Source organism: Actinopolyspora mortivallis, assembly GCF_003001495.1.
GTDB lineage: Bacteria > Actinomycetota > Actinomycetes > Mycobacteriales > Pseudonocardiaceae > Actinopolyspora > Actinopolyspora mortivallis_A.
In genome coordinates this window covers 289761-306577 of sequence record NZ_PVSR01000001.1, presented here as the reverse complement: position 1 = coordinate 306577, position 16817 = coordinate 289761, and the positions used below count along the sequence as shown (strand labels likewise).

Sequence of the window (16817 nt, the reverse complement as noted above, 5' to 3'; positions counted from 1 at the left end):
ATGGTGGCCGGTTCCCACCCCGCGGGATCCCGCTGCGGGCGATTTCTCACCCGGAGAGGCGAGCCGTGGCCACCTCCCGACCATCGGTCGCGACGGGCGAACGCGAAAAAGCCGCCGGAAAAGCGGACTTTCCCGGCGGCCTCGGCAGCGTGGTTTCAGCCCGCCTGCTCCTCACCGAGCATTCCGTCGACCCCGGACTCCAGCAGTTCCGCGGTGACGGCGGACTCGGTGTCCGGCAGGTTCAGCTCGCGGGCCCGCTTGTCCGCCATGGCCAACAGCCGCCGGATCCGCCCGGCCACGGCGTCCTTGGTCATCGGTGGATCCGCCAGCTGGCCCAGCTCCTCCAGGGAGGCCTGCCGGTGGGCGAGCCTGAGTTTGCCCGCCACCAGCAGGTGCTCGGGCACCGAGCTGCCGAGCAGCTCCAGCCCGCGTTCCACGCGGGCCGCCGAGGCCACGGCCGCCCGGGCCGAGCGGCGCAGGTTGGCGTCGTCGAAGTTGGCCAGCCTGTTGGCCGTGGCGCGCACCTCGCGCCGCACCCGGCGCTCCTCCCAGGTCATCACGCTGTTGTGGGCCCCGAGCCGCGTCAACAGGGCGCCGATGGCGTCCCCGTCGCGCACCACCACCCGGTCGGTGCCCCGCACCTCCCGGGAGCGGGCCTGGACGTCGAGCCTGCGTGCGGCACCGACCAGGGCCAGCGCCGCCTCCGGCCCCGGGCAGGTGACCTCCAGCGCCGAGGAGCGCCCCGGTTCGGTCAGCGAGCCGTGGGCGAGGAAGGCCCCGCGCCACGCCGCCTCGGCATCGCAGACACCTCCCGAGACCACCTGGGAGGGGAGCCCGCGCACCGGCCGCCCCCTGGGGTCGAGCAGCCCGGTCTGTCTGGCCAGCCCGTCCCCCTCGCGTACCACACGCACCACGTAGCGGGTTCCCTTGCGCAACCCGCCCGAGGTGATCACGTGCACGTCGGAGTGATACCCGTACAGCTCGTGCAGCTCCCGACGCAGTCTGCGCGCGGTGGAGCCCGAGTCGAGCTCGGCCTCCACCACGATCCGTCCCCCGACGAGATGCAGCCCGCCCGCGAAACGCAACAGCGAGGACACCTCGGCTCTGCGGCAGCAGGCCTTGGTGGTGGGCAGCCTGCTCAGTTCGTCCTTGACCGCCGCGGTCATCGCCACCGGTCCGTCCTCCTCTCCAGTGCGGCTGTCAGGCTCGCCGCGAGAGCATCCGGTTCGTGTCGTCCCGAAGCCGTCGTGGCGGCGACCCGATCAAGCAAAGTCTGCGCACCAAGTTCGGCCGCCGCAGCACGAAGTCGATCGGGAGTGGGAACGGCGTCGGTGTCGGCCAGTACCGCGTCCACCCGCAGTTTCGGGGCGTGTTCGGCGATCACGTCGAGATGCTGCTCGGGGGAGAAATCCGCAGTTTCACCCGGTTGCGGGACAAGATTGAGTACCACGATCCGCTGAGCGGTGGTGGTCACCAAGGCCTCGCGCAGCTCCGGGACGAGCAGGTGCGGCAGCACACTGGTGAACCACGAACCGGGCCCCAACAGCACCACGTCGGCGTCGAGCACAGCCCGCACCGCCTCCGGCGCCGCGCGCGGTGGGTGTGCCTGCCCGTTGACGGCGGTCAGCCGCACCCGCTTGACCCGCCCGGGAGTGCTGGCGATGGCCACCTGCCCCCGGATGGTGCGTACCGCGTCCCGGTCCTCGTCCAGTCCGACGACCTCGGCCTCCATGTCCAGCGGTTCGAGCGACATGGGCAGCACCCGTCCCTGCACGCCGAGCAGTTCGCACGCCCGGTCCAGCACGGCTATCGGATCGCCGAGCACCTCCAGCAGACCGGCGAACACCAGGTTTCCCACGGCGTGTCCCGCCAGCGCCCCGTTGCCGCCGAAGCGGTGTTCGAACAACCGGGCCCAGACCCGCTCGGAGTCCCGTTCGGAAGCCAGCGCCGACAGGGCCTTGCGCAGGTCACCGGGTGGCAGCATCCCCAGCTCCCGACGCAGTCGGCCGGAGGAGCCCCCGTCGTCGGCCACGGTCACCACGGCGGTGATGTCGGTGGTGACGCGTCGCAGCGCCGCGAGACTCATCTGGAGACCGTGCCCCCCGCCGAGGGCCACCGCGCGCAACGGGCGGGGAGTCCCCGCGGACTCCCCCGACACCGGGGCACTCATTCGCGCCCCAGATCACGGTGAACGGTCTTGACCGTCAACCCCTCCTCCTCGGAAAGTCGTCTCGCCAGTTCCTCGGCCAGCACCACGCTGCGGTGCTTGCCGCCGGTGCACCCCATGGCCAGGGTCAGGTAGCGCTTGCCCTCACGCTGGTAGCCGGTGCCGACCAGGCGCAGCAGACGCTGGTAGTTGCCGAGGAACTCCTCGGCCCCCTCCTGGCCGAGCACGTAGTTGCGCACCTCCTCGGCCGTGCCGTTGAAGTCCCGCAGCTCCGGGATCCAGAACGGGTTCGGCAGGAAGCGGCAGTCCATCACCAGATCCGCGTCCATCGGCAGGCCGTACTTGTACCCGAAGGAGAGCACGGTGACCCTCGTCCGGGTGGAGGCCTCGGTACCGAAGGCGTCCTCGATCTTGGCGCGCAACTGGTGCACCGACAGTCCGGTGGTGTCCAGCACCAGGTCCGCCTCCGCGCGGAGCTTGGCGAGCAGGGAGCGCTCGGCCGCGATGCCGTCGGCGAGCCTGCCCTCCCCCTGCAACGGATGGCCGCGCCGGACCTGCTCGAAGCGCCGCACCAACACCTCGTCGGTGGCTTCGAGGAACAGCACCCTCGGCTTGTAGCCACGCGCGTCCAGGTCCTTGATCACCGCGCCGAGGTCCTCGGTGAAGGCCCGGCTGCGCACGTCCATCACCACCGCGACCCTGGTGATCGCGTCGCTGGAACGCGCCCCCAGCTCCACCATCGTCGAGATCAGCTCCGGAGGCAGGTTGTCCACCACGAACCACCCGAGATCCTCCAGGCACTTCGCGGCGGTGCTCCGTCCGGCCCCGGACAGCCCGCTGACGACCGCGACCTCCATGCCCGTCTTCTCCTCGGTCACTGCTCAACCCCCTGAATACCGTTCTCCCCCGTCGTGTTCCGGCCCCGCTGCCGGAACCGTCCCGTCGGGATCCTCCGACGGAACCGTGTCCTGTCGAAAGCCGCTCCCGTCCCCGGAATCGGCCTCGTCGCGGTCACCGCCCAACGCCCGGTGCACCGTCTCCGCGGTGCGCCGACCGAAACCGGGCACGGCCGCTATCTCCTCCACCGTGGCACGCCGGATCGCGCGCACCGACCCGAAGTGGGTGAGCAGGGCCTTCTTGCGGGTCTGACCGAGCCCCGGGATCCCGTCGAGCTCGGAGGCGCTCACCCGTTCGGAGCGTTTCCTGCGGTGGTAGCTGACCGCGAAGCGGTGCGCCTCGTCACGCACCCGTTGCAGCAGGTACAGCCCCTCGCTGGTGCGAGGCAGGATCACCGGATCCGGCTCGGCCGGCAGCCACACCTCTTCCAGCCGTTTGGCCAGCCCCACCACGGCGACGTCGGTGATGCCGAGCTCGGCCAGTTCGTCGGCCGCCGCGTTGGCCTGCGGAGCCCCGCCGTCGACCACGAGCAGGTTCGGCGGGTAGGCGAACTTGCGCGGTTTGCCGGTCTCCGGGTCCACCCCGGCGTTGCCCGGATCCTGCGCGGCCTCGGCGGAGCCCTCCCCGGACGCTCCGCTCGTGGGGACCGCGTTCGTGGTCGCGTCCGGCCGCACCTGCCGGGGTGTCGGCCCCTCCAGGGAGTCGGCGCTCTCCCGGAGGTAGCGCTCGAACCTGCGACGCACCACCTCGGCCACGGCGGCGGTGTCCCCGCCCTCGGAACCCCCGCGCACCGCGAAGCGGCGGTACTCGGACTTGCGGGCCACCCCGTCCTCGAAGACGACCAGCGAGCCCACCACGTCGCTGCCCTGAACATGGCTGATGTCGACGCACTCGATGCGCAGCGGGGCGCTGTCCAGTCCGAGCGCCTCCTGCAACTCCTGCAGGGCGGCCGAACGCGCGCTGATGTCCCCGGCGCGCCGCAGCTTGTACTGGCGGAAAGCCTCCTCGGCGTTGCGGCGCACGGTCTCCAACAGGCTGCGCTTGTCCCCCCGCTGCGGGACCCGCAGCCGCACCCTGCTCCCCCGGAGCTCGCCGAGCCACTGCCCCACGGTCTCCGCGTCCTCGGGCAGTTCCGGAACCAGCACCTCACGCGGCACCGGCGATCCGCCGCCCGCGTCGGCCTGGTCGGCCAGGGCCGCCTGCTCGCCGTAGAACTGGGTGAGGAACTGTTCGACCAGCTCGGCCGTGTCGGTGCGCTCGACCTTGTCGATGACCCAGCCGCGCTGGCCGCGCACCCGTCCGCCCCGCACGTGGAAGACCTGCACGGCCGCGGCCAGCTCGTCCTCGGCGAAGGCCGCCACGTCCGCGTCGGTGCCGTCGCCGAGCACCACGGCCTGCTTCTCCATCGCGTGCCGGAGCGCCTCCAGGTCGTCCCGCAGCCGGGCGGCGCGCTCGAACTCGAGCTCGGCGGAGGCCTCCTCCATCCGCTGTCGCAGTCTGCGCATCATCGCGTCGGTGCGCCCGGACAGGAAGTCGCAGAACTCGTCGACGATGCGGCGGTGCTCCTCGGCGTCGACCCGTCCCACGCAGGGCGCGGAGCACTTGTCGATGTAGCCCAGCAGGCACGGACGCCCGATCTGGGCGTGGCGCTTGAACACCCCGTTGGAGCAGGTCCGCGCGGGAAAGACCCGCAACAGCATGTCCAGGGTCTCCCGGATCGCCCAGGCGTGGGCGTAGGGGCCGAAGTAACGCACTCCCTTGCGCCGGGGGCCGCGGTAGACGTGCAGCCGGGGGAACTGCTCGTGCAGGGTCACGGCCAGCACCGGATAGGACTTGTCGTCGCGGTAGCGGACGTTGAAGCGGGGGTCGTACTCCTTGATCCAGGAGTACTCCAGCTGCAACGCCTCCACCTCGGTGTTGACCACGGTCCACCGCACGCCGGTGGCCGTGGTCACCATCTGTCGGGTGCGCGGGTGCAGCGCGGACAGGTCGGCGAAGTAGGAGGCGAGCCTGCTGCGCAGGTTCTTCGCCTTCCCGACGTAGATGACCCGCCCGTCGCCGTCGTGGAAGCGGTACACGCCGGGCGAGGTCGGGATGGTTCCCGGAGCTGGTCGGTAGGTGGACGGATCGGCCACGCCCCCAGCCTACGTGCGCCACCGACGGGGTTGACCAAGACGGTGCTCGGCGCGGTCGGGGCCGGGCACCGCCGTCGAACGGCTCACCGCCTCGGCGGCCGGTAGTTCTCGATCCGCCGCAGCAGGGACCGGATGCGCAGGGCGTACAACGGGGACAGCGCGTAGCCGGGGTAGCTGGCGAACCAGCTGGCGCTGCCCAGGCTGACCGCGTCGGCCCCCGCCCAGAAGTACTCGCGGCAGTCGTCGAAGTCACGGACGCCGCCTGTGGCGATGACGGGCAGGGTCACCCCCGCGTTGCGTAGCTCGGAGACCACCCGCAGCCCCACCGGTTTGATCGCCCTGCCGGAGAGACCGCCGAACCCGTTGGCCAGCAGGGGGTCCCCGGTCTCCGGATCCAGCCGCAGCCCCTTGACGGTGTTGATCGCGGTCAGCGCGGACACCCCGTGCCGCGCGGCCAGCCGCGCGTGCTGGAGGTAGTCGTAGTCCGGCGAGAGCTTGAGGATGACCGGGTGGTCGCTGCGGGGCACGGCCTCGGCCAGCACCGACTCGATGATCGCGTTGAAGTCGAAGTTGACGTTGTGGCAGGAGACGTTGAACTCCACCGCCGCGATCTCCCCGGAGGGGACGGCGGCGTTGATCCGGTCCACCAGCGTGACGAACTCCTCGGCGGAGAAACCGCCGACCGAGATGATCGTGTTCTGTCCCCGGGTTCGGGGGTAGTAGTCCCGCAGGTAGGTGTCGATCCCCACGTTGCACCAGCCGAAGGCGTTCAACCACCCCCCGTCGACCCGTCGCAGCGCGCGGCCGTAGCGACGCAGCAGACCGGGAAGCTCCCGCAGCGACCACACGTCCTTGTTCGTGAAGTGCCCCTCCCGGGGTTCGACCGTCAGGGTCCGCGTGGTCACGGCCCCGAAACGCTCCAGGGGGACGAACTGCGAGATGGGGCTCATGCCGTAGGGAATGAACCGGGAGTTGGCCACGCCGTAGCCCAGCAGGCTGGAGGAGGTCACCAGACGGTTCCGCAGCTGTATGTCCCCCAACCGCACGTGCGGTCCCGCCGTCTCGTCGGCACGAACCAACCGCAGGTTGCGCTCCCGGGCCAAACTCACGATCTCTCCCCTCACCGCCTGCACGGCGACCGACTCGGTGTCGCGCTCATTCTCCCGCACCGCCGGGCCGCGGTCGGCACCACGGGTGACCGTCCGGCGGGAACCGCCGGGGACGGGGTCATTCGAGCTGCCCGATCTCCCGTCGCAGTTTCCGCAGTTCGCGCATGGCCAGCACGGCGCGCTCCCCGTCGAAGGCCTGGATCGCCGTGATCGGCTCGTACTCGTCGTCCGGCAGTTCCAGCCGGGCGCAGCTGGCCCCCTCGGGGAAACTGACCCCGCGCACCTCGGACCAGGGGTAGTACCGGGTGAGGATCGCGTTGCGCACCTCCACGCCGTGCTCGTCGGCGCGCAGCCTCGGGCGCAGGGTCAACAGGATGAGCCCGGCCAGTATCGCTCCGATCCCCGCCATCGCGACCTGGTCCGAGACGGTGAGCAGCACACCGTTGGCGGTGCGGCGCAGCATCAACGCGGCGATGCCGCAGACCACGAACACCACGCTCGCGGCCGGGATCGCCACCTTGCGCACCCGCACGGGGCGCGCCAGCACCACGTTGTCCGTCCCCGTGGAAGCCGTCACAGGAAACCCCGTTCGCTGCTGTAGTCGCCGCGAAGCTCCCGCAGCACCAACGCCGTCTCCAGCGCCGCGCTCATGGCCTCGAATCCCTTGTCCTCGACCGAGTCCTCGAACCCGGCACGCTGCACGGCCTGTTCCCTGGTGTCCACCGTCAGCACCCCGTTGCCCACGGCCGTGGCCTCGTCCAGGGAGACCCGGCCCAGCCCCGAGGTGACCGACTCACAGACGTACTCGAAGTGCGGAGTTCCCCCGCGGATCACCACTCCCAGTGCCACGACCGCGTCGTGGTCGTGCGCCAGCTGCTGGCAGACCACGGGCAGTTCCATGGACCCGGGAACCCGCACCACCCGGGGTTCCGCCGTCCCGGCCTGCTCGGCCGCGTCCAGGGCCCGCCGCAGCATCCGGTCCACGAGCTCGGCGTGCCAGCGGATCGCCGCGACCGCGGGTCGAACGCCCGGGGCGTGCGGAACCCGCACACGCGGACTGCCCTCGCCGCTCATGCCGTCACCTCCGAGCCGTCCCCGAGCGAGGAGTCCTCACCGTCGTCCAGGTACTGGAGTTCGTGCCCCATCCGGTCGCGCTTGGTCCGCAGGTAGCGCAGGTTCTCCGCGTTCGGCCGGATCGGAAGGGGTTCCCTGCCCACGATACGCAGCCCGTGGCTTTCCAGCCCCACCCGCTTGTCCGGGTTGTTGGTCAACAGCCTCATGGAGCGGACCCCGAGGTCGGAGAGGATCTGTGCGCCCTGCCCGTAGTCCCGGCCGTCCACCGCCAGCCCCAGCTTGAGATTGGCGTCCACGGTGTCGGCACCGGCGTCCTGCAACTGGTAGGCCTGGAGTTTGTGCATCAGTCCGATGCCGCGGCCCTCGTGGCCGCGCATGTACAGCACCACGCCCCGGCCCGCCTCGGCCACCCTGGCCAGGGCTGCGTCCAGCTGGGGGCCGCAGTCGCAGCGCAACGAGCCGAGCACGTCCCCGGTCAGGCACTCCGAATGCACCCGCACCAGGATGTCCTCCCCGTCGCCGATCTCGCCGTAGACCAGCGCGAGGTGTTCGATGCCGTCCAGCAGGCTGTCGTAGCCGAAGGTGCGGAAGGTTCCGTGCTCGGTGGGGATGCGGGCCTCGGCGACCAGCTGGACCTGCTTCTCGAAGCGTCTGCGGTAGGCGATCAGGTCGGCGATGGTGATCAGCGCGAGATCGTGCTCGGAGGCGAACACCTCGAGTTCGTCGCGCTTGGCCATCTCGCCTTCGCTCTTCTCGCTGACGATCTCGCAGAGCACTCCCGCCGGGCGCAGCCCGGCGAGACGGGCCAGGTCCACCGCCGCCTCGGTGTGGCCGGAGCGCCGCAGCACTCCCCCCTCCCTGGCGCGCAGCGGGACCACGTGCCCCGGGCGGTTGAGGTCCTCGGCCGTGGAGTTCTCCGCGGCGAGCACGGTGATGGTGCGCGCCCGGTCGGCGGCGGATATCCCGGTTCCCACGCCTTCGGCGGCGTCGACGGTGACCGTGTAGGCGGTGCCGTGCAGGTCCTGGTTGGCGTGGTACATGGGAGGCAGGTTGAGCCGGTCGCAGTCCTGCCCGGTCAGCGCGGTGCACACGTATCCCGAGGTGTAGCGCACCATGAACGCGAGCAGCTCGGGGGTGGCCTTCTCCGCGGCGAAGATCAGGTCGCCCTCGTTCTCGCGGTCCTCGTCGTCGACGACGACCACCGGCCTGCCCGCCGCGATGTCGGCCAGCGCGCGGTCGATCTCGGCGAAACCCGCGTTGTTCACCTGCTGTGCACCCCCACCGCCGGGGTTCGACTCGTTCGAGCTCACCGCGATTACTCCCTGCCTTCCCCATTGTCCACCGCACCTGCCGTTCCGGTGCGGGCGAGCCGGTCGAGTTGGGGTCTCAGTAGTCGTTCCACGTGCTTGGCCAGCGCGTCGACCTCGATGTTGACCCGATCCCCTCGGGCGCGCAGGCCCAGCGTGGTCAGCTCGCGGGTGGTGGGGATCAGCGCCACGCTGAACTCGTCGTCACCGGCCTCGACCACGGTCAGCGACACGCCGTCGACGGTGACCGACCCCTTCTCCACCAGATAGACGCTCAGTCGTTCGGGCAGCGAGATCCTGGTGAGCCCCTCGTCGTCGGAGTCGACGACCGTGCCGGTGGCGTCCACGTGTCCCTGCACGAGGTGGCCGCCCAGCCGGTCCCCGAGCGCCATCGCGCGTTCCAGGTTCACCCGGTCGCCGACGTCCAGCCCTCCCAGCGTGGAGCGGCGCAGTGTCTCGTCGACCACGTCCACCGTGAACCGTTCCCGCGTGGTCTCGACGGCGGTCAGGCACACTCCGTTGACCGAGACCGAGTCCCCGTGGGCGAGGTCGGAGGTGACCGTCAAGGCACGCACGGCGAGCCGCGCGCCCCCGGGGACCGGATCGACAGCGGCGATCTCCCCGAGTTCCTCCACGATTCCGGTGAACACGTGACACCCTCCTTCGGGCGTTCCGTCGGCCTGGAGCGCTCACCTGAACGAGTGAACCGAGGCCACTGATTCCACTCTATCCTTCCACGGGAACAGCACTGATCCACACGTCCGGTCCACACATGGTGACCCGTTCGAAGTAAAAGCGCCATGCCTGGGAGAGGCTCACCACGCCCGCCTCGCCGAGCGCGGACCTGCCCGAACCGAGCAGTGCGGGAGCCACGAAGGCCTGCACCCGGTCGATCAGCCCGGCTCGCAGAAAAGCCCCGGCCAACGTGGGGCCACCCTCCAGGAAGACCTCGACCACGCCCCGTTCGGCCAGCACGCGCAGCGCCTCCCCGGGGTCCCGCCCGCGCAGCCGGAGGGTCTCCGCGGAGTCGTCGAACACCCTGGCCCCTGCCGGAAGCTCCCGGTCACCGAGCACCACCCGCAGCGGTTGGCGCCGGAGTGGGGCACCGGACTCGTCGCGCACCGTCAACCGCGGATCGTCGGCCTGCACCGTCCCCGTGCCCGCCAGCACCGCGTCGCAGCCTGCCCGAAGCCGGTGCACCTCGGCGCGGGACTCGGGGGAGCTGATCCACTGGCTGGTGCCGTCGACAGCGGCCGAACGCCCGTCGAGGCTGGCGGCGTACTTCCAGGTGACGTGCGGACGCCCGTTCCGGACGAAATGCAACCAACCACGCAACGCACCGGCCGAGACCTCCTCGGCGAGCACCCCGTCGGCCACGGCCACACCGGAGTTCGCCAGCTCCTCGGCTCCTCCCGCCGCGGACGGGTTGGGGTCCTCGACCGCGTACACCACCCGGGCCACCCCGGCCTCCCGCAGGGCCACGGCGCAGGAACCGGTCCTGCCCACGTGCGCGCAGGGTTCGAGAGTGACCACGGCGGTACCGCCCCGGGCCGACGAGCCCGCCTCGCGCAGCGCGACGACCTCGGCGTGCGGGCCGCCCGGCGGACGGGTGGCACCGCTTCCCACCACGGACCCAGCCTCGTCGAGGATCACGCATCCCACGGGAGGGTTCGGGCTCGTGCTTCCGCGCACCCGGTCGGCGAGCTCGGCGGCCCGGCGCATGGCCTCGACGATCCGGGGGGAGTGCGCCCACCGCGAGTCCGTCATCGGTGACCGTGGGCGAAGGCGTCCGCCGCCCGGGAACGCAGCTGTTCCACCGCGCGTTCGGGCTCGTCGGCGCCGTAGACGGCGGACCCGGCCACGAAGCAGTCCACACCGGCCTCGGCGGCCTGCTCGATCGTGTCGGCGTTGATCCCGCCGTCGATCTCGACGAGCAGGTTCAGGTGCCCGGTGTCCACCATCCGGCGCGCCGCGCGCACCTTGTCCAGCACCTCGGGCATGAACTTCTGCCCGCCGAAACCGGGCTCCACGGACATGACCAGCAGGGTGTCGTAGTGCCGGAGCAGGTCGGTGTACGGATCCAGCGGCGTGTTCGGCTTGATCGACAGCCCCGCGTTGGCTCCGGCCGCGTGCAGGTTCTTGGCCAGCGCGACCGGTTCGGCGGCTGCCTCGACGTGCACCGTGACGTTGTGCGCGCCCGCCTCGGCGTATCCCGGCGCCCACCGGTCGGGGTCCTCGATCATCAGATGGCAGTCGAGTGGTGTACCGGTGTTGCGCAGCAACGACTCCACCACCGGCAACCCCAGGGTGAGGTTGGGAACGAAATGCGCGTCCATGACGTCGACGTGCAGCCAGTCGGCACCCCGACCCGGTCCTCCGACGGCGGCCATCTCCTCGGCCAGCCGCGCGAAGTCCGCGGACAGGATGGACGGCGCGATCATGGGCTGATTCGACACAATGGGATGATAGCTCCCCCGATGCGGTCATCCCGCACTGTCCCGCAGCGTTGCGGCGGGAGGGCCGTCCACACCAACGGCCCCGGCGGAAGGAACACCCCGCCGGGGGCCGGAAACCCGCACCCCTCCCGGGAAAGGAGCAACGCCTTGCCCCTCCGCACACTCCCGAGCGGACTCACCCGAAGGCTCTTCCGACTGCCGGTGCACCTGTACCGCCGCAACCTGGGGCGGCTGCTCGGGAACCGCTTCGTCTACCTCGTGCACCGGGGCCGCAGGAGCGGCCTCCCCCGCGAGACGGTGCTGGAGGTCGTACGTCACCGCGAGCGAACCGACGAGGTGACGGTGGTGTCCGGCTGGGGACGGTCGTCGAACTGGTACCGCAACATCACCGCCGAGCCGGCCCTGGAGATCCGCATCGGCGGGCGACGGCACGTCCGGCCGCACCAGCGGGTGCTGGAGGAGTCCGAGACCGCCGAGCTGCTGGAGGAGTACGTGGCACGGCACCCGTACGCGGCGAGAGTCCTGGCCCGTCTCACCGACTGGCCGCTGCTGACCCCGCAAGGGCGGGCGGAGCTGTCCCGACAGCTGCCCGCCGTGTCCTTCCTGCCGCGTGCCGACGAGGCGCCGTCCCCACGCGAACCGGACTCCCGAGGAGACGGGTGAACGGCCCCGACACGCCGGCCGCCGTGCCCGTCTCCCCGGACGGGCCGCTACCTCCCGCCGCGGGCGCGACGCCGGATCAGCAGGTACGCCAGCACCAGCACCCCCACGAACGGCAGTCCCGCCTTCCAGGCCATCGCGAACTGCGGGGTGAACGGGGTGGTCAGCAGCACCGCCAGCACGAAGGCCATGGCCAACACGGTGGTCACCGGCGCCCCCGGCAACCGGACCGGAGAGGCGGGCAACCCCGCCGCCGCCCTGCGACGTCGGAAGGCGAGCTGGCTGGCGAAGATGATCAGCCAGGTCAGCAGTGCCCCGAACAGGGCCATCCCCAGCAGCACCGGGAACGCGGTGGCGGGGGCCAACGCGGACACCGCGGCGGCCAGCGCGAGACCGGCCGCGGACAGCACCAGCGACCGACGCGGCGTGCCCTGGCGACTCAACCCGGCGAACCAACGCGGGGCGTAGCCGTCCCTGGCCAACGAGTACGTCATCCGCGAGGTGACGTAGAGGTTCGTGTTCATCGCGGACAGGGCGGCCGTGAGCACGACGAAGTTCATCACCCCCGCCGCAGCGGGCACTCCGGCGGCGTCGAACAACCGCACGAACGGACTCTGTGTCAGCTCCTCGCCGGTGGAGACACTGTTCCACGGCAGGATGGACACGATCACGAACATGCCCAGCAGGTAGAACAGCGCCAGCCGCAGCACCATGCCACGGGCCGCCCGGGGCACGTCCCTGGTGGGGTTGCGCGACTCGGAGGCGGTCACCGACACCGCCTCGGTGCCCAGGTAGGAGAAGGTGACCACGGTCAGCGCCAGCCACACCGCCCCGATGCCGTTCGGCAGGAAACCGCCGTGCTCGGTCAGGGCTCCGGTTCCCGTGGCGGGTTCACCGGGAAGGCCGAAGAAGATGGCGACCAGCCCCAAGCCCACGAACACCACGATGGTCACGACCTTGATCATGGCGAACCAGTACTCGAACTCGCCGAAGTAGCGCACGGCCGAGGCGTTGACCGCGAGCATGATCGCCGAGAAGGCGACCACCGGCGCCCACAGCGGGATCTCGGGATACCAGAAGCGGAAGTAGATTCCCGCCGCGACGACCTCACTGCCGATGTTGACCACCTGGGCGGCCCAGTAGATCCACCGCTGCACGAACCCGGCCATGCCGCCGAGATAGCGGTGCGCGATGGCCCCGAAGCCGCCGGCCTCGGGATGGACCACCATCATCTCGGCCAGCGCGTACGCCAGCGCCAGCGCCACCAGCGCCGCGACGGCGTAGGCGAGGAGTACGGCGGGACCCGCGATCGATATCGCCAACCCGGACCCGAGGAAGAGCCCGGTGCCGATCGCCCCGCCCACGGCGATCATGCCGACCTGTCTGCTGCTGAGATCCCTGCGTAAGCCGCTTTCGCGTTCCCGCACCCGCTCGTGTTCCACCCCGGGGCCCTCTCTCGGTCACTCCACTGTCCGAAAAACGCCAGTCAACCCTAGGCATGTCCTCCCAAAGGGTGACAACGTGGTGGAGTCGGGGTTTCCGGTGGTCAGACGGGGCGCACCCCCACGCGGGGCGGCAAGCCCGGTCCCGCTGCCCGGGTCGGGACACTACGCCCCGATGTCCTCGTTCCACAGTCCGGGAGAGGCGGCGATGAACTCGCCCATCATGCGCATGCACTCGGCGTCGTCGAGCAGGACCACCTCCACACCGTTCTCGGCCAGCCAGTCGTGACCGCCGCAGAAGTTCCTGGCCTCGCCGATCACGACCCGTCCGATGCCGAACTGGCGCACCAGCCCGCTGCAGAACCAGCACGGGGACAGGGTGGTGACCATCGTCGTGTCACCGTAGTCCCGCAGTCTGCCCGCGGCGCGGAAAGCACTCGTCTCCGCGTGCGCGGTGGGATCACCGTCCTGCACCCGTCGGTTGCGTCCCCGCCCGAGGATCTCCCCCCGGGAGTCGACGAGGGCGGCCCCGACGGGAACACCGCCCTCGCGCGCCCCGAGGGCGGCCTGCTCCGCCGCCACCGCCAACCAGCGCCGGTACTCGCGCAGCCTGCTCCGGTGATCCATCGGCTCCACCCTCCACGTTCGACATGCCCCGCCCGGCCACGCCGTCACGGCAGTCCGCCGAACGCGACGACGAATCAGCCCGGCAGGGAGATCTCCACCGGTGTGCCGTGTTCCACGCTGCGGCTGACGGTGCACTTCCGGGCGATGGCGCGTTCGACGGCCTCGACCAGTTTCGCACGCTCCGTCACGTCGCCCACCCCGGAAAGGTCCACGTCGAAGGACAGCCGCACGGAGCCGAACCGGTCGGGATCCCGCTCGTCGAGCTCCCGGTCGGCGTGCACCGTGACCGGGGCCCGCTGCCCCAGTCTCCTGGTCAGCAGGTTCTCGCTCGTCAGCTGGGCACAGCCGGCGATCGCGGCCAGCAGCAGTTCTCCCGGGGTGAAACCGTCCTCCGCGTCCTCGTGGGCGATCGTCACCCGACCACCACGGTCGTTGGACGCGGTGAACGTGGAGCTTCCTGTCCTGGTCACCGTCACGGGAGTGGACACCGTACGCACCTCCGAATCCGCCAGCGGGTACTTCTCGACAACGTCTTCCGGACGCCGTGGGCACCGGGTCGACAACGACCTGGGTCGGGCTCAGACCCGCAGCAGGGCGCAGAACATCGCGTCCGTTCCGTGCCGGTGCGGCCACAACTGCACGAAGGGCCCCTCCCCGAGGTCGGGAACACCGGGGAAGCAGGCACGGGCGTCCAACTCCCGCGCGTCCGTCTGTCGGAGGACGTCGTTCACCACACCGGTGGTCTCCTCCGGATGCGGAGAGCAGACCACATAGGCCACCACCCCTCCCGGACGGGTCACCGTGAGCGCGGCACGCAGCAGCTCCCGCTGCAACCGTACGAGCTCCTCGACGTCCTCGGGCCCCCTGCGCCACCGGGACTCCGGTCTGCGCCGCAGCGCGCCCAGGCCGGTGCAGGGAGCGTCCACCAGCACGCGGTCGTAGGAGTCGGGGGCGCCGAAGTCGCGCCCGTCGGCGACCCGCACGGTGACCGAGAGCCCCTGGGTGGCCGAGGTGACCAGTTCGGCACGGTGCTCGGCCTGCTCCACCGCGTCCAGCGTGCCGCCGTCCAGGGTCACCAGCGCGCCGAGCAGATTGGCCTTGCCTCCCGGCCCCGCGCACAGGTCCAACCAGCGGGTGTCCGAACCCTCGATCTCCGGGTGGGTCAGCGCCAACGCGGCCAGCTGGCTTCCCTCGTCCTGGACGGCGGCGAAGCCCTCCCGCACCGCCTCCAACTGTCCGGGGTCCCCGGAACCGGCTTCGAGGTGCACCCCGTAGGGGGAGTAGGGAGCGGGATCGCCGCCGGTGACGGCGGCCAGCTCGTCCGCGCTGATCTCACCGGGACGTGCGGCCAGGTGCACGGCGGGGCGTTCGTCGTCGGCGGCCAGCGCCGCGTCCAGCTCCGCTGTGCCGCCGAGCGCGTCGGCGAAGGCACGGGCGATCCACCGAGGATGGGCGTGCCGGAAAGCCGCGTGTCCCACCGGGTCCTCGTCCGGGTCCGGGGCGAGTCTGCTGACCCACTCCGCCTCGGTCCGCTCCCCGACTCTCCGCAACACCGCGTTGGCGAAACCGGCCAGTCTGGAGCCACTGTTGGTTCGTACCAGCTCCACAGTCGCCCCCACCGCCGCGTGTCCCGGTATCCGGGTGCGCAGCAACTGGTAGGTCCCCAGCCGCAGCGCGTCGAGCAGCAGCGGGTCGATGCGTTCCAGCGGCCGGTCGCTACAGTCGGCGATCACCGCGTCCAGCAGTCCCCGGGCCCGACAGGCCCCGTAGGCCAGTTCCGTGGCCAGGGCGGTGTCCCTGCCGGAGACGCGGTGCCGACGCAGCATCCCGGGCAACACCAGGTTGGCGTAGGCGTCCCGTTCCCGCACCGCGCGCAGTGTCTCCAGCGCGGCGGTGCGGGCGGGGTCCTCGACCGGGGGTTTGGCCCGTTCGGCACGCCTGCGGGGGGGACGGGAGTTCTTCGGCCGGGAGTTGTCCCGGCCACGTTCACGACTCACTTCAGCACGGTTCCTTGTTCGATGTTCACGCCACGTGCCCAGTCCGTGGCCGGCATACGTTTCTTGCCGTGCGCCTGCACCTCGCCGAGTCGCACGGGTCGCGTGGCGGTCCCGACCAGGACACGACGGCGCTGCACGACGATCTCACCCGGCCGCGGGTCCCCCACCGTCGAGGCGTCCTCGGCGAGAACCTCCACCGGGCCCAGTTTGAGGCGAGTGTCCCCCAGCCATGCCCAGGCCCCCGGATCCGGGGTGACGGAACGGATGGTCCGGTCGACGACGTGCGCCGGCAGGCCGAAGTCGACCTTGGCGTCGTCCACCGTCACTTTCGGGGCATAGCTCACTCCCTCGGTGGGCTGTGGCTCGGCACGGACGGTACCGTCCTCGATGGCATCCATCGTGGACACCAGCAGCCGGGCTCCCGACACCGACAGCTTCTCCAGCAGCGAGCCGCTGGTGTCGGTCGGCTCGACCCGTTCGGTGACCATGCCGAAGGTCGGTCCCGCGTCGAGTTCGGGAACGATGCGGAACGTCGTCGCCCCCGTGATGTCGTCACCGTGACGGATCGCTGCCTGTACCGGAGCCGCTCCCCGCCAGGCGGGCAACAACGAAAAGTGCAGATTGACCCATCCGTGCCGAGGGATCGACAGTGCCTGTTCCCGCAGCAAGGCCCCGTAGGCCACCACGGGACAGCAGTCCGGGGCCAGGGCGGCGAGCCGGTCCAGGAACTCCGGATCCGAGGCCCGTTCCGGAGTCAGCACCTCGACCCCGTACTCCTCGGCGCACTCGCGAACAGGAGAGGGAACCGTCCTGCGCCCCCGGCCCGCAGGAGCGTCCGGGCGGGTGACCACACCGACCACCTCGTGCCGGGATGCCAGCAGCTCGCGCAGGGCGGGAACGGCCGGAGCCGGTGTCCCCGCGAATACCAGACGCATGATCCAGTCCC

17 protein-coding genes are annotated in these 16817 nt (G+C 71.0%); 1 reads left to right on the top strand and 16 read right to left on the bottom strand.

Annotated features, from left to right (window positions below; genetic code table 11):
• Positions 1-155 precede the first annotated feature (155 nt).
• The 11 genes from whiA to rpe form a co-directional block, all read right to left on the bottom strand.
• On the bottom strand, positions 156-1172 hold the full coding sequence (gene whiA / locus CEP50_RS01430; protein WP_019853710.1) for a DNA-binding protein WhiA: 1017 nt from the start codon (positions 1170-1172) through the stop codon (positions 156-158).
• Positions 1163-2170 (bottom strand): gluconeogenesis factor YvcK family protein, encoded by a 1008-nt coding sequence (locus CEP50_RS01425; RefSeq protein ID WP_106112083.1) that lies wholly within the window; start codon positions 2168-2170, stop codon positions 1163-1165. The genes whiA and CEP50_RS01425 overlap by 10 nt, the downstream gene beginning before the upstream one ends.
• On the bottom strand, positions 2167-3045 hold the full coding sequence (gene rapZ, locus CEP50_RS01420; protein ID WP_106112082.1) for an RNase adapter RapZ: 879 nt from the start codon (positions 3043-3045) through the stop codon (positions 2167-2169). The genes CEP50_RS01425 and rapZ overlap by 4 nt, the downstream gene beginning before the upstream one ends.
• A gap of 3 nt (positions 3046-3048) precedes the next feature.
• On the bottom strand, positions 3049-5199 hold the full coding sequence (gene uvrC, locus CEP50_RS01415; protein ID WP_106112081.1) for an excinuclease ABC subunit UvrC: 2151 nt from the start codon (positions 5197-5199) through the stop codon (positions 3049-3051).
• Between the two features lie 83 nt (positions 5200-5282).
• Positions 5283-6308, bottom strand: coding sequence for a dihydroorotate dehydrogenase (locus CEP50_RS01410; protein WP_106112266.1), 1026 nt, complete (start codon positions 6306-6308; stop codon positions 5283-5285).
• Positions 6309-6426: 118 nt separating this feature from the next.
• Positions 6427-6885 (bottom strand): PH domain-containing protein, encoded by a 459-nt coding sequence (locus CEP50_RS01405; protein WP_106112080.1) that lies wholly within the window; start codon positions 6883-6885, stop codon positions 6427-6429.
• A complete protein-coding gene (gene ribH / locus CEP50_RS01400; RefSeq protein ID WP_106112079.1) occupies positions 6882-7382 on the bottom strand; it encodes a 6,7-dimethyl-8-ribityllumazine synthase in 501 nt (166 codons plus the stop codon). The genes CEP50_RS01405 and ribH overlap by 4 nt, the downstream gene beginning before the upstream one ends.
• Complete coding sequence (locus CEP50_RS01395; RefSeq protein ID WP_051099202.1) at positions 7379-8647, bottom strand: bifunctional 3,4-dihydroxy-2-butanone-4-phosphate synthase/GTP cyclohydrolase II; 1269 nt, start codon at positions 8645-8647, stop codon at positions 7379-7381. The genes ribH and CEP50_RS01395 overlap by 4 nt, the downstream gene beginning before the upstream one ends.
• A gap of 50 nt (positions 8648-8697) precedes the next feature.
• Positions 8698-9339: a riboflavin synthase gene (locus CEP50_RS01390; protein ID WP_106112078.1), complete on the bottom strand. Its 642-nt coding sequence runs from the start codon at positions 9337-9339 to the stop codon at positions 8698-8700.
• 76 nt (positions 9340-9415) lie between these two features.
• Entirely contained in the window at positions 9416-10456 is a 1041-nt protein-coding gene (gene ribD / locus CEP50_RS01385; protein WP_106112077.1) for a bifunctional diaminohydroxyphosphoribosylaminopyrimidine deaminase/5-amino-6-(5-phosphoribosylamino)uracil reductase RibD, read from the bottom strand.
• On the bottom strand, positions 10453-11130 hold the full coding sequence (rpe, locus tag CEP50_RS01380) for a ribulose-phosphate 3-epimerase (protein ID WP_106112076.1): 678 nt from the start codon (positions 11128-11130) through the stop codon (positions 10453-10455). Before rpe ends, ribD begins: the two co-directional genes overlap by 4 nt.
• A 162-nt stretch (positions 11131-11292) precedes the next feature.
• Between rpe and CEP50_RS01375 the strand changes: the two genes are divergently transcribed.
• Positions 11293-11808 (top strand): nitroreductase family deazaflavin-dependent oxidoreductase, encoded by a 516-nt coding sequence (locus CEP50_RS01375; RefSeq protein ID WP_181188151.1) that lies wholly within the window; start codon positions 11293-11295, stop codon positions 11806-11808.
• A 47-nt stretch (positions 11809-11855) separates the two neighbouring features.
• On the opposite strand, the gene CEP50_RS01370 is transcribed toward CEP50_RS01375, so the two are convergent.
• From CEP50_RS01370 to fmt, 5 genes are all read right to left on the bottom strand, one after another.
• A complete protein-coding gene (locus tag CEP50_RS01370) occupies positions 11856-13178 on the bottom strand; it encodes an amino acid permease (protein WP_374957079.1) in 1323 nt (440 codons plus the stop codon).
• Between the two features lie 234 nt (positions 13179-13412).
• A complete protein-coding gene (locus CEP50_RS01365; protein WP_106112073.1) occupies positions 13413-13874 on the bottom strand; it encodes a nucleoside deaminase in 462 nt (153 codons plus the stop codon).
• A 74-nt stretch (positions 13875-13948) separates the two neighbouring features.
• The gene (locus CEP50_RS01360) at positions 13949-14362 is read right to left on the bottom strand and encodes an OsmC family protein (protein ID WP_258174648.1); all 414 of its coding nucleotides are present in this window, start codon (positions 14360-14362) and stop codon (positions 13949-13951) included.
• Between the two features lie 90 nt (positions 14363-14452).
• Entirely contained in the window at positions 14453-15871 is a 1419-nt protein-coding gene (locus tag CEP50_RS01355) for an RsmB/NOP family class I SAM-dependent RNA methyltransferase (RefSeq protein WP_106112071.1), read from the bottom strand.
• On the bottom strand, positions 15868-16806 hold the full coding sequence (fmt, locus tag CEP50_RS01350; protein ID WP_106112070.1) for a methionyl-tRNA formyltransferase: 939 nt from the start codon (positions 16804-16806) through the stop codon (positions 15868-15870). The genes CEP50_RS01355 and fmt overlap by 4 nt, the downstream gene beginning before the upstream one ends.
• Between the last annotated feature and the right edge of the window lie 11 nt (positions 16807-16817).

What these genes read in the sequence shown, in the direction of transcription:
- CEP50_RS01425 (WP_106112083.1), bottom strand. Translation starts at nt 2,170, where the DNA reads ATGAGTGCCCCGGTGTCGGGGGAGTCCGCGGGGACTCCCCGCCCGTTG.
- ribH (WP_106112079.1), bottom strand. Translation starts at nt 7,382, where the DNA reads ATGAGCGGCGAGGGCAGTCCGCGTGTGCGGGTTCCGCACGCCCCGGGC.
- ribD (WP_106112077.1), bottom strand. Translation starts at nt 10,456, where the DNA reads ATGACGGACTCGCGGTGGGCGCACTCCCCCCGGATCGTCGAGGCCATG.
- rpe (WP_106112076.1), bottom strand. Translation starts at nt 11,130, where the DNA reads ATGATCGCGCCGTCCATCCTGTCCGCGGACTTCGCGCGGCTGGCCGAG.
- CEP50_RS01370 (WP_374957079.1), bottom strand. Translation starts at nt 13,178, where the DNA reads ATGATCGCCGTGGGCGGGGCGATCGGCACCGGGCTCTTCCTCGGGTCC.
- CEP50_RS01365 (WP_106112073.1), bottom strand. Translation starts at nt 13,874, where the DNA reads ATGGATCACCGGAGCAGGCTGCGCGAGTACCGGCGCTGGTTGGCGGTG.
- fmt (WP_106112070.1), bottom strand. Translation starts at nt 16,806, where the DNA reads ATGCGTCTGGTATTCGCGGGGACACCGGCTCCGGCCGTTCCCGCCCTG.